The 11397-nt window shown below is 69.8% G+C and carries 11 protein-coding genes; 5 read left to right on the top strand and 6 right to left on the bottom strand.

Annotated elements, in window-relative coordinates; all coding sequences use genetic code 11:
- Both TFC3_RS27935 and TFC3_RS27930 read right to left on the bottom strand, forming a co-directional pair.
- Window positions 1–938: hypothetical protein (locus TFC3_RS27935; protein WP_067508081.1), on the bottom strand; the 938-nt coding region annotated here is incomplete at its 3' end.
- Window positions 939–996: 58 nt separating this feature from the next.
- Window positions 997–1848 carry a spermidine synthase gene (locus tag TFC3_RS27930; protein ID WP_067508079.1) on the bottom strand — a complete coding sequence of 284 codons (852 nt, stop codon included), beginning with the start codon at window positions 1846–1848 and terminating at the stop codon, window positions 997–999.
- A 47-nt stretch (window positions 1849–1895) separates the two neighbouring features.
- On the opposite strand from TFC3_RS27930, the gene TFC3_RS27925 reads away from it, so the two are divergent.
- On the top strand, window positions 1896–3326 hold the full coding sequence (locus TFC3_RS27925; protein ID WP_236718491.1) for a DUF1800 domain-containing protein: 1431 nt from the start codon (window positions 1896–1898) through the stop codon (window positions 3324–3326).
- 8 nt (window positions 3327–3334) lie between these two features.
- Window positions 3335–4570 (top strand): DUF1501 domain-containing protein, encoded by a 1236-nt coding sequence (locus TFC3_RS27920; RefSeq protein WP_067509743.1) that lies wholly within the window; start codon window positions 3335–3337, stop codon window positions 4568–4570.
- A gap of 30 nt (window positions 4571–4600) precedes the next feature.
- On the opposite strand, the gene TFC3_RS27915 is transcribed toward TFC3_RS27920, so the two are convergent.
- Entirely contained in the window at window positions 4601–5482 is an 882-nt protein-coding gene (locus TFC3_RS27915; protein WP_067508077.1) for a sensor histidine kinase, read from the bottom strand.
- A 175-nt stretch (window positions 5483–5657) separates the two neighbouring features.
- Between TFC3_RS27915 and TFC3_RS27910 the strand changes: the two genes are divergently transcribed.
- Window positions 5658–6032 carry a hypothetical protein gene (locus TFC3_RS27910; protein ID WP_236718490.1) on the top strand — a complete coding sequence of 125 codons (375 nt, stop codon included), beginning with the start codon at window positions 5658–5660 and terminating at the stop codon, window positions 6030–6032.
- 33 nt (window positions 6033–6065) lie between these two features.
- On the opposite strand, the gene TFC3_RS27905 is transcribed toward TFC3_RS27910, so the two are convergent.
- Window positions 6066–6248 carry an antitoxin gene (locus TFC3_RS27905; protein ID WP_153040593.1) on the bottom strand — a complete coding sequence of 61 codons (183 nt, stop codon included), beginning with the start codon at window positions 6246–6248 and terminating at the stop codon, window positions 6066–6068.
- Window positions 6249–6281: 33 nt separating this feature from the next.
- On the bottom strand, window positions 6282–8252 hold the full coding sequence (malQ, locus tag TFC3_RS27900) for a 4-alpha-glucanotransferase (protein ID WP_067508073.1): 1971 nt from the start codon (window positions 8250–8252) through the stop codon (window positions 6282–6284).
- 79 nt (window positions 8253–8331) lie between these two features.
- Between malQ and TFC3_RS27895 the strand changes: the two genes are divergently transcribed.
- Together TFC3_RS27895 and TFC3_RS40230 are read left to right on the top strand one after the other, a co-directional pair.
- The gene (locus TFC3_RS27895) at window positions 8332–8586 is read left to right on the top strand and encodes a hypothetical protein (protein ID WP_067508071.1); all 255 of its coding nucleotides are present in this window, start codon (window positions 8332–8334) and stop codon (window positions 8584–8586) included.
- 25 nt (window positions 8587–8611) lie between these two features.
- Window positions 8612–9847 carry a chitosanase gene (locus tag TFC3_RS40230; RefSeq protein WP_067508069.1) on the top strand — a complete coding sequence of 412 codons (1236 nt, stop codon included), beginning with the start codon at window positions 8612–8614 and terminating at the stop codon, window positions 9845–9847.
- Window positions 9848–10011: 164 nt separating this feature from the next.
- Here the strand turns inward: TFC3_RS40230 and TFC3_RS27885 are convergent, their stop codons facing one another.
- Window positions 10012–11256, bottom strand: coding sequence for a glycoside hydrolase family 16 protein (locus tag TFC3_RS27885; protein ID WP_067508067.1), 1245 nt, complete (start codon window positions 11254–11256; stop codon window positions 10012–10014).
- Between the last annotated feature and the right edge of the window lie 141 nt (window positions 11257–11397).

The raw sequence follows: 11397 nt of genomic DNA, 5'->3' as shown, positions 1-11397 counted from the left end.
ATCTTGAAGGTGGGGTGGTCGGTCAGGGAACCGCCGTAGAGCACCGGGCCGGGCTCGGTTGTTGCTTCCACCTCTTCGCCGTCGAGCACGTCGCCGTCCAGGATGGGGCCCGTCGGCGTGGCCGAGATGGCTCGTTGGTCGGTGACCGAGACCTCCACCGGGTCGGGGTGGCCGGCTACCAGCTCCGCGATGCGGGCGGCCACGGTGGCTGCGCGGGTGGCCAGGTCGGGGTGGGAGACGTGGGCCGCCTCTTCGGCCGCGGCGGCCTGCAGGGCCCGTGCTTCGTCGGCGGCTCGGCCGGGGCGGTAGCCGGGGATGCGGAACGAGGTGTCGTGGTCGTCCTCATCTTCGTCCGGGGCCTGCTGGCGGGGCACCTCGACCGCGCCGATCAGGGAGACCGTTTGGCCCTCGCCGCCGGGGCGGTTGTGGAACTCGGGGCCGATCAGCATTTTCGCCAGTTCGCGGGCCTTCTCGACAGGGAGGCCCAGCTCGCCGGCGTGGTCCACGCGGAAACGAGCAATGGCGTGGCGGATCACGTTGGCCAGCTTGTCGGCGTCGCTCACCTCGGCGAGCTCACCACCGGCGAACACCAGGGCCGGGTACGAACCGTCCGCCCCGGGGCACACCAGCTGCAGCTGCGTGGCCGACACGAACCGGCCGTTGGCGATCTGGCCGGGCTGGACGCGGATGTGCTGGGGATAGCGCCAGCGCAGCTCGCCGGAGGTTACCCGGGTGGTGGCGGGATCGTCGCCGGACAGGTGCGCATAGAGGATCCGGTGGTTGGTGACCAGGATCTCGGTGGTCTCGGGCAGCGTCCAGCGCGGCAGCGAGGCCGCCTGATCAAAGGCGTACTCGGCGACGGCGCAGCGCCCGCGCCACAGGGAACGCTCGCCGTCGGCCAAGGGTCCGAAGACGTCCTGGGGGTTCGCGTCGGCCATACCGTCGATTAGATCCGTTACTCGTACGGGTGACAACCGCCGGAGAGCCAAATCGCACCTACGACCGGCTGCTGAACAGGCCTTCGGGTGGCAGAGGGGACGCGACGGCATCAAGATCGGTGGCGGCGGGGCGCCCACCGGTGAACCGATCGAGGTCATCTTCCACCCGGCCGGGGAACCAGTCGCCGGCGGCGCGGCGTCGTAAGTCTACGATCGGCAGCGGGGTGCGGCCTGCCACGACGACCAGGTTGCCGAACCGGCGACCGCGCAGCACTGCTGCGTCGGCGACCAGGGCGGCTTGCGGAAGCACCGAGCGGATCGTGGCGACCTGGGTCCGCGCGTACGACAGAGGCGGTCCATCGGCCACGTTGGCGAGCATCCACCCGGTCGGGGCGAGCACCCGGGCCACCTCGCGCACGAATTCCGCCGAGGCCAGGTGCGGGGGAGTTTGCGCACCGGCGAACACGTCGACGACCACGATGTCGTAGCCCGCTTCGCGCATGCCGGTGACGGCCTCGCGCGCGTCGCCCACCCGTACCCGGATCTTGGCCTTGGCATCCCACGGCAGCGCTGACCGCACCAGCTCGACCAAGGGTCCGTCGATCTCCACCACCCGCTGCGGCGACCCGGGCCGCGTGGCCGCCACATATCTGGGCACCGTCAGCGCGCCACCGCCCAGATGCAGCACCCGCAGTGGCGTCCCGGCGGGCGCGGCCAGGTCGATGGCCGTGGCGATGCGGCGCACGTACTCGAACTCCAGGTACGTGGGGTCGCCGAGGTCGACATGCGACTGCGGGGCGCCGTCGAGCAGCAACGTCCAGCCGGTGGTCCGGTCCGGGTCGGGCACCAGTTCGGCCACCCCGCTGGCTACTACCTCGGTTCGTCGTTCGGTGCGCCGTCGTTGTGCCACAGCAGAAGAGCTTAGAAAACCTTTCCGGCTGCCGACGACTGGAGGATGTGACAGCAGCCACGGAGTTCCTGCCGGCCGACCCGTTGCTGCACCTGCTGCGCCGCGCGACGTACGGCCCCACTCCCGCAACCGTCGCCGAGATCCGCCGCCTCGGTGCCAAAGGATGGCTGGACCGTCAGCTCAAGCCGGCCAGCATCCCGGACGCCACCGCCGACGCCCTGCTCAAGCGGCTCCCGCTGAGCGGGCAGACGGTGGCCGGGGTGCGCGCCAAAACCAAGCAGTACTCCTGGGACGCGATGTTCGAGCTCGGCTGCGCCGCCGTGGCCCGCGCGGTGTGGAGCGAGCGTCAGCTCTATGAGGTGATGGTCGACTTCTGGTCCAACCACCTCAACGTCACCTGCCCCTCGGGCGACGTGTGGGACAGCCGCCCCGACTATGACCGCACGGTGATCCGGGCGTACGCGCTGGGCCGGTTTGCCGACATGCTCAAGGTGAGCGCGCGGCACCCGGCGATGCTGACGTACCTGGACAATCGGTTCTCCACCCGCGCCGCCCCGAACGAGAACTACGGCCGGGAGCTGCTGGAACTGCACACCGTGGGGCTGGGCTACAGCGAAGCCGACGTCAAGAACGCGGCCCGGCTGCTGACCGGGTTGAGCGTGGACTGGAAGAGCGGGGTGTACCGGTACGACGCCGGCCAGCACGCCACCGGCGCGGTCACGGTGCTCGGGTTCCGCCACGCGAACGCCAGCGCCAGCGGTGGGCAGACCGCGGCGATGGCCCTGCTCGACTACCTGGCGATGCACCCGGCCACGGCCAAGCGGATCGCCACCAAGCTGTGCGTGCGGTTCGTGTCCGACGACCCGCCCGCCTCGCTGGTCACCAAGCTCACCAAGGTGTACCTGGACAACAAGAGCGCCATCGCCCCGGTGCTGCGCGCGCTCTTCACCTCCGCTGAGTTCAGCGCTTCGATCGGGCAGAAGACGCGCACGCCGTACGAGGACATCGTCGCCACCGTCCGCACGCTCGGCCACGCCCCGGAGAAGACGGGCACCCAGGCGTTGAAGGCGCTGTACTGGATCACCGAGGAAGCCGGGCAAGCACCGATGGCCTGGGCCCCGCCGAACGGCTATCCGGACGTGGCCAGCGCCTGGGCCTCGCCGTCCGGGCAGGTCATCCGCTGGAACGCGCACCTCAACATCGCCGCGGGCTGGTGGCCCAACTCGCTGCTGCGCCCGGCACAACCCCTGGCCGCGTACGCCGGAAACACCCTGCCCCCCACGTACGGCGCCCTCATCGACGCCGTAGCCACCCGCCTGGTCGGTCGCACCTTGGCCCCCGAGCACGCCACGGCGCTGGCCACGTTCTACGGCAAGACGCTCGCCAGCCCGCTCAAGGCCAGCGACGCCGTGGCCGGCTGGGCGTTCCCGTACCTGCCCGCGATGCTGCTCAACAGCCCCTACCAGGCCCTGAGGTGACCGTGACGATGACCGACGTTTGCGGCTGCCCGGTCAGCCGGCGCAAGCTGCTGGCCGCGGCCGGGGCGGGGGCGTTCGCCGGGCTGATCGGCGACCAGTTGGCCACCCAGTTGGCGTTCGCGTCGCCCGGCTACAGCGGCGATGTGTTCGTGCTGCTGTCATTGCGCGGTGGCTTCGACGGGCTGTCCGCCGTGGTGCCGGCCGGGGACGCCGGGTACTACGCGGCTCGCCCGGATATTGCGGTGGCCAAGGCGAAGCTGCTCGGCGGGGACTCATTCTTCGGGCTCAATCCGGGGTTGGCGGCGCTTTTGCCGTACTGGAAAAACGGTTCTCTGGGCGCGATCCAGGCAGTGGGGCAACCGGCCCCGAACCGTTCGCATTTCTCGGCGATGGAGGAGCTGGAACGCGCGGCGCCGGGCACGAGCGTGCGCACCGGCTGGCTGGACCGGATGATGGGCGGCCTGGGCTCGGATGAGGCGTTCGGCGCGGTATCGGTGGGCAGTGCGATGCCTGCGCGGGTGCTGGCCGGTCCGGTGCCCGACCTCGGGCTGAGCTCGATCGACTCGTTCTCGCTGTCGGGGGAGCAGGGCATGGCGGCGGCGATGGCGTCGCTGTACTCGGGGGCTCCCGACGCGCTCGCCCGGACCGCGGCGATGACCACGTCGGCGCTGGCCACCACCGCGAAGTTGAAGGCGGCGGGCTACACCCCGGCCAATGGCGCGACCTACCCGGATTCCGAGCTGGGCAAGGCGCTCAAGGACGTGGCCCGGCTGATCAAGGCGAACGTGGGCCTGATGAGCGCCTGCGTCGACTCCGGCGACTGGGACATGCACGAGAATCTGGGTGCCGCAGGACCCGGACAGAAGATGTACGACCACCTCGCCGCGCTCGCCGCCGCGCTGGCAGCGTTCGCCGCCGATCTCGGGCCGGCCGGGCTGGGCCGGGTCACCCTGGTCACGATCAGCGAGTTCGGCCGCCGCGTGCAGCAGAACGGTTCCGGCGGCCTGGACCACGGCTACGGCAACGCGATGCTGGTCCTCGGCGGCGGCGTCAGGGGCGGCAAGGTATACGGCCGCTGGCCCGGGCTGTCCGCCGGTGATCTGGTCGATGGCGACCTGGCGGTGACCACCGACTACCGCGCGGTCATCGGCGAGATCCTCAAGGCGCGCTGCGGCGTCACCGACGTCTCCGGGGTGTTTCCCGGGGTCAGCCCCTCCACTCTGGGGATGGTGAAGTCTCGCTGAACGTGCGGCGCAGCGCGAACCGGGCACGGGTCAGGCCGTTGCTCTGCTGGATGGCCATCGCGTCGCACGTTGCTGCACCAGCCACAGGCCCATGCCGCCCGACACGCCCGGAGCCGGTGGGAGGTAACCGGCAAGTGGGGCCGGGGCCTGGGCGCCGTCGTCGGTGACCTCGCCGATCACCGCGTCGGAGGTGACCCACAGCCGCAGCTCACGATGCTCGCCGCCGTGCCGGATGCCGTTGGTGGCGAGCTCACTGAGCGCCAGCACCAGGGTTTCCACGCGGTCCGGGGGCAGCCAGCTCTCGGCGCGGGCCCGATCGCGGACCTCGGCGCGCAGTTCGGCGACGGAATCGGTGATCGTGGTGCTCAGCGCCGGCCGGCCGCTGACCGGCCACGGCGGTTCGGGCAGCTCGGTCAGCACGTGTTCGGGCTGTTCATAGCCGTCGCTGTCACGCCAGGCGCCGTCGTGCAGTCGCGGGTGCGTGCGACTCGCGGCCAGGATCAACGGCGAGGGCAGGCTGCGCCGATCGTACGGACACAGCAGGTGTCCGGACAGCGAACTGAGGGAGCGGTTCAGGGCCGCCTCGAAGCGTACCCACGGCGTCGGCTCGCCCTGGAACGGGATGTGACCGACCAGGTGGGCACCGGAACGGCGGCTCGCCGCTGCCGCCTTGAGCAGGTGGGCCCAGCCGGCGATGGTGCGCACCGGGCGGACGTACCACTCGTCGGCGGGCAGGAAGCGGATCGTGCGCGCATCGCCGTCGAGGGCCTCGCGCAGCACTCGGATCCGGTCCGGCGGCGCGGCCACCGCCACGGCGTTGTCGCCTTCAAGAGCCTCGCGGATGAACGGCACGAGGGTAGTCGCGTAGTCGGCGTCACTCTCGTAGAGGAACGCCGAGTGGGTGAACACCACTGAGCCACCTCCGAGCACCGCCGATCGACCACGGTAACACCGGGTTGACCGGCGCCGGGAAGCGATGACCAGCTCAGGCACCGCTGCGGGTGAACTGGGGGCGAAAGTGCCGGTCAGCGCCCTGCTGACCGGTTCACACTGAGCCGCAGATTCGATGATCGCGGAGGTGTACAAGGTGACAGTCACGGCAACCAGCGCACTGGTGTCCGCGCCGAGGCGCTCGTTCGAGCCGCCGGCCACCGGGGACATGCCGGCCATCCTGGCCGCCGCCCAGCACCGGGCCGGGCCGCCTCTCAAGATCCGCAGGTACGAATCCGAGGACGGCCCGGCCTACTGGCGCTGGGACTGTGCGGGCTGTGGCGAGTACGGCGGAGGAAGGCACCACACGGACGCAATCACCCGGGCACTGCGGCACTGCGCCGAGCACCCGGAGCACCACTCATCGCTGCTCCCGCCGGCCCGCTGCCGAGAACGCGACACCCGGCTCGCCGTGCACCCCATGTTGTTTGCGGTGGACGACGACCCGGGCCCCGAGCCCTTGGCTATCTGAACTCAGCGCGCTGAAATCAGGCGTGCTGAGGTGTCAGCCGTTCGTGTCGCCGTCGCCGGTGTGCGCCTGCGCCGCGTCGACACCCTTGTCGATCTGGTCCGAGTACTTGTTGCCGGTCCGCTGATCGACCTGGTCACCGGCCTTCTCGAGGCCCTGGTCGACCTGCTCGTCGTGCTTGTCGGCAAAGTCCTTGGCCTGGTCCATGAAGCCCATGATCGGCTCCTTTCCGGTGGAGTGGAGGAACACCTATCAGCTTCCCGGCACAGCGGCCGGGAAACCTTCACGGGCCTGCAGAACTTCGGCAACCCGGGCCAGCCGGGGGTCAGCCACGATGTCCTCGAGGGTGGTTTTCAGCGGCATCCGCCAGTTCGGGTACTCGTCGGTCGTCCCCGGCAGGTTGGGCTGATCGAGCTCACCCAGCACGTCGTACAGCGAGGCGGTGACCAGCCGCGACGGCGTGCGGGCGAGGAAGGCGTGCATCGCGGTCACGATCTGCTCGGGCGTGCTGTCCGCGGTGATCAGGCCGTCCTCGGTGAGCCGGGCAAGCAGCTGGGCCCGGTCCTTGTCGGCGTACGCCCGCTCGTCCTCCACCGGCCCGGCTAGCTGGCCCAGCTCGGCGCGCACCCGCACCTGCTCACCGACCAGGAAACCCGCTGCGGTCGGCAGGTCGTGGGTGGAGATGGTGGCCAGCGCGTTGCGCGGATACCGGGCGGCCGGCAGGTAACCCTCGTCCGGGTCGTCCTCGTAGTCGCGGGTGAACCAGAGCACGGCCGAGCCCAGCATGTTCATTCGTTCCAGCGTCTCGGTTACCACAGGCAGCACGGTGCCGAGGTCCTCACCGATCACCACCGCACCCGCCCGGTGGGCTTCGAGGGCCAGGATGCCGAGCATCGCGTCCGGGTCGTAGTGCACGTACGTACCCTCGGCCGGTCCCATGCCCGGCGGCACCCACCACAACCGCCACAGCCCGGCGACGTGGTCCACCCGCAGCCCACCGGCGTGCCGGAAGATGCGCCGCAGCATGTCGCGGTAGGCCGCGTACCCGGTCTCGATGAGCTGGTCGGGACGCCACGCGGCGAGCCCCCAGTCCTGGCCGAGCTGGTTGAACGCGTCCGGCGGCGCGCCCGCGTGCACCCCGGCGGCCAGCACGTCCTGCAGCAGCCAGCCGTCGGCGCCGCTCGGGTCGATGCCCACCGCGAGGTCGTGCACCACGCCTACCGGCATGCCCTGCTCGCGGGCCACCTCGTTGGCCGCGTCGAGCTGCTGGTTGAGCAACTGCTGCAACCACACGTGGAACGACACGCGATCACCGGAACGCGCCTTGGCCACCGCCGGGGTGTCCGGGCGGCGCAGCTCCTCGGGCCACTGCTGCCAGTTGGCGCCGTGCTGCTCGGCGAGCACACAGAACGTGGCGAAGTCGGTAAGCCCAGGGTCGGCGTCCAGGTCCACCTCGCCGGCCAGCGGCCACAGCAACTCCAGCGCCGCCCGCTTGGCCTGCCACACCGCGCTGTAGTCGAGGAGTCCGTCCTTGGTGGGCGCGGGCTTGAGCGCGTCCACCTGCTCGCGCAACGCCGGGTCGGCGCGGCGGTAGGCGTCGGTGTCGGCCACCCGCAGGTACAGCGGGTTCGCGAAGCGGCGGCTCGACGGCGAATAGGGCGAGGACGGTACGGGCAGCGTCGGCGTGATCGCGTGCAACGGGTTCAGCAGCACCAGCCCGGCACCGTGGCTGTTCTCGACGAACGTGCGCAGGTCACCGAGGTCGCCCATGCCCCACGACGCGGCCGAGTGCAACGAGTACAGCTGCAGCATCCAGCCCCACGACTCGGGCGGCTCGGGTAGTTCCTCGGGCACCACCACCACGGTGATGTCCTGCTCACCCGTCCGTAGCCGGTGCCAGCCCAGCGGCAGGTCCGCCGGGATGCTGGTGATCTCGCGCTCCGTGCCGTCCTCAAGGGTCAGCACGCCGGGCTCGGCCAGTTCCGGGCCCGCGCCCTTGCCGGCCTTGCGGACAACCGTGCCGGGCAGCCGGTTCTGCTCCTTGGCGGTGCGGATCGCGGTCAGCTCCTGCGTGATGGCCTGCGGGCTGCTCGCGTCGACGCCGAGCAGCTTGAGCACCCCGATCACCGACTCGTCCGACACATCCTTGCGCTCGCGGTGCCAGTCCTCGTACCAGGTCGCCACTCCGTGCGCCTCGGCCAGCGCCGTCAGCTCAGCGTGCAATTTCGCCCCCTATTTCAAGTTTCCGTGCCATGCATACCCTGCCGGGGGCACCTTGCCACCCTCGGCCAGACTGGATTACATGTCTGCTGTGATGAAATTCTGGGGACGGGCCGTCGCGGTGCTCACCGGTGCCGTGTTTGCCCTGGTGGTGCCCGCTCATGCGTGGGCCGCCAGCAAGGGTGTGGACACCGTGGCCGTCGAGGCCGCGAAATACCGGCGCCGGCGCGGCGGCTTCGGATTCCTCCCGATCTTCGGCGGCGTGTGCTGCCTGCTGGTGGTCGGCGGGATCGTCCTGGCCTTCGTGCTGATTTCGCGGAACCGCAGGCGTCGCTGAGCGCGCCCGCCTACCTTCGGTTGGTATGCGGGCCAAAGTAATCGCGCTGGGGTTCGGCCTCGCCGCCGTCTGCACGGTGCCGCTGGTTCTCACCGTGACTGCGGACGCGGCTCCCGACCTGCTGCTCTCCCGGAACCGCCCGGTCGTCGCGTCCAGCGTGCAGGGCGCCACCACGGGGGCGGCGCTGGCGGTCGACGGCAACTCGGTGACCCGGTGGCGCAGCGGTGCGGTGCCCACGACGCAGTGGCTGCGCGTGGACCTGGGTCGCAGCCAGAAGGTCACCCGGGTGCGGCTGCTGTGGGATTCGGCGTACGCGCGGGGATACCGGATCCAGACCTCCGCCGACGCCGCGACCTGGACCGACCTCTACGCCACGACCACCGGTGACGGCGGGGCCGACGACGTCAAGAAGCTCACCGGTACCGGTCGCTACTTGCGGGTCCTGGCGACCCAACGAGCCTGGGCGTCCGGGTTCGCGCTGTCGGAGATTTTCGTGTACGGACCAGGCCCGGCAGCCCCGGCGACCACCGTGACAAGCGCCCCGACCGCGGTGCCGGGCACGGCCACCGGTCTGCGGGATCCGCGCAAGAAGGAGCTGGCGTTCGAGCTGGTCTCCAGCGCGGAGAACTCCACGCTCAACTGGCGCGGGCAGTTCGGTTACATCGAGGACATCGGCGACGGGCGCGGCTACACGGCCGGCATCATCGGCTTTTGCTCGGGCACCTCGGACATGCTGGCCGTGGTGACCGAGTACACGCGCCGCAAGCCGGAGAACCGGTTGGCGAAATACCTGCCTGCCCTCCGTACCGTCGACGGGTCTGACTCTCACGCGGGTCTGGACCCCAGCTTCCCCGCCGCGTGGAAGGCGGCCGCGATCGACCCGGTCTTCCAGAAGGTGCAGGAGGACGAACGGGACCAGATGTACTTCGACCCGGCCGTCACGATGGCCAGCACGGACGGGCTGCGAGCGCTGGGCCAGTTCGCCTACTACGACGCGGCCGTGATGCACGGCGTGTCCGGGCTGCGCAGCATCCGCGCGGCGGCGATGCGGGTGGCCAAGACCCCGAAGCAGGGCGGCGACGAGACGGGGTGGCTGACCGCGTTCCTCGACGCCCGGGTGGCCGAGATGCGCACCGAGGAAGCCCACAGCGACGTCAGCCGGGTGGAAAGCGCGCAGCGGATGTTCCTGCGGGCCAGCAACCTGGACTTGAACGGGCCGCTGAGCTGGCGCGTCTACGGCGACAAGTTCTCGGCGGCATAGCGGCTGGCGAACCGCACAAGCCTGCTTGGGCCGCCACGAACCGTCCGGATCACAGGTGTCGATGCCGTAGGCGGCCAGGTCGAGGTCGTACCGCGCATCGGGGTTGTGGACGCGAAACAGCCGGCCACCTCGCGGTGACCGGCTGTTTCAGGTGCTGGCCTGGATCAGGCCTTGGTCCACTTCTGGTTGCTGGTGCCGCCACAGTCCCACAACTGGAGCTGGGCACCGTTGTTGGCGTTCCAGTCCTTGATGTCCACGCACTTGTTGGCCGAGATGTTCACCAGGTCACCGGCGCCCGACAGGGTCCACCGCTGCACCGGGTTGCCATTGCACGAGACGATCTGGATCGGGGTGCCGTTGGTCAGCGCACCGCCGGCCGGGTCGAAGCACTTGCCGAGCGCCGACAGGGTGCCGTCGCTGTTGAACGACCACTTCTGCGCGCCGGAGCCGTTGCAGTCCCACATCTGCACGCGTACGCCGTCGGTCGCGTTGGCGTTCGGGATGTCGATGCAGCGGTTGCTGAAGTTCGACTTGAGGGCGTTGCCGCTGGTCGAGGGCGGCGGGGTGGTGCCGCCGTCGTTGTTCCAGGCGTTGACGCGGACCCAGTCCACGAGCATGGTCTGCGGGAACGAGGTGCTGCCGTCCGGGTTACCCGGCCAGTAGCCGCCCACGGCGACGTTGAGGATCATGAAGAAGTTGTGGTCGTACACCCACTGGTTGCCGTTGATCTTCGAGGGGTCGACGCTGAAGTACTGCTGACCGTCGAGGAACCACTTGATCAGGTTGGGCGACCACTCCACGGCGTAGGTGTGGAAGGCATCGCCCAGCGGTGCGCCGTTGACCTTGTTGCCGCCGATGCCGCCGGCGCCGGAGTAGCCCGGGCCGTGCACCGTGCCGTAGACCGTGTTCGGCTCCTTGCCGACGTTCTCCATGATGTCGATCTCGCCGGTGCTGGGCCAGTTGTTGCCGCCCAGCATCCAGAACGCCGGCCAGATGCCCTGACCCTTGGGGATCTTGATGCTGGCCTCGAAGCGGCCGTACGTCTGCGAGAACTTGTCGGCGGTCAGGATCCGGCCTGAGGTGTACTGACAGGTGCCGTAGTGACACTGGTAGTTCGCCGGGTTCTCCTTGCGCGCGGTGATCGCTAGGTGACCGGCACCGTCCTGGCGCACGTTGTTCGTCGAGTTGGTGTAGTACTGCAGCTCGTTGTTGCCGAAGCCGCCGCCACCGATGTCGAACTTCCACTTTGCGCCGTCGACCGGGGACCCGGCGGCTCCGTTGAACTCATCGGACCAGGTCAGGGCGCCAACAGCGGCATCCGCCTGGTCATTGCGGGAGGCGGCGAACAGCCCGCCCGTGAGGGTCACCGCGACGACTGCCGCGGCGAGCATGAATCTGGCTTTGCGCATGGGGATGACGCCTCCGGGGGAAGAGGACAGCAATAATTTAGAAGTGTTTACAAATAAGACGGTCGCCGTCAAGAGAGAGCGCTTCCTCGCGCCCGGATAACGAAAAAATCGACGTCTTTTTGCAGGGGCTGGGGCGGGGAT

Origin of the sequence: Actinoplanes sp. TFC3 (assembly GCF_001553785.1) — a bacterium.
Lineage (GTDB): Bacteria > Actinomycetota > Actinomycetes > Mycobacteriales > Micromonosporaceae > Actinoplanes.
This window is presented reverse-complemented; position numbering and strand designations above follow the sequence as displayed.

Coding starts and splice junctions, on each gene's coding strand:
- TFC3_RS27920 (WP_067509743.1), top strand. CDS start 3,335: ATGACCGACGTTTGCGGCTGCCCGGTCAGCCGGCGCAAGCTGCTGGCC.
- TFC3_RS27885 (WP_067508067.1), bottom strand. CDS start 11,256: ATGCGCAAAGCCAGATTCATGCTCGCCGCGGCAGTCGTCGCGGTGACC.
- TFC3_RS27895 (WP_067508071.1), top strand. CDS start 8,332: ATGTCTGCTGTGATGAAATTCTGGGGACGGGCCGTCGCGGTGCTCACC.
- TFC3_RS40230 (WP_067508069.1), top strand. CDS start 8,612: ATGCGGGCCAAAGTAATCGCGCTGGGGTTCGGCCTCGCCGCCGTCTGC.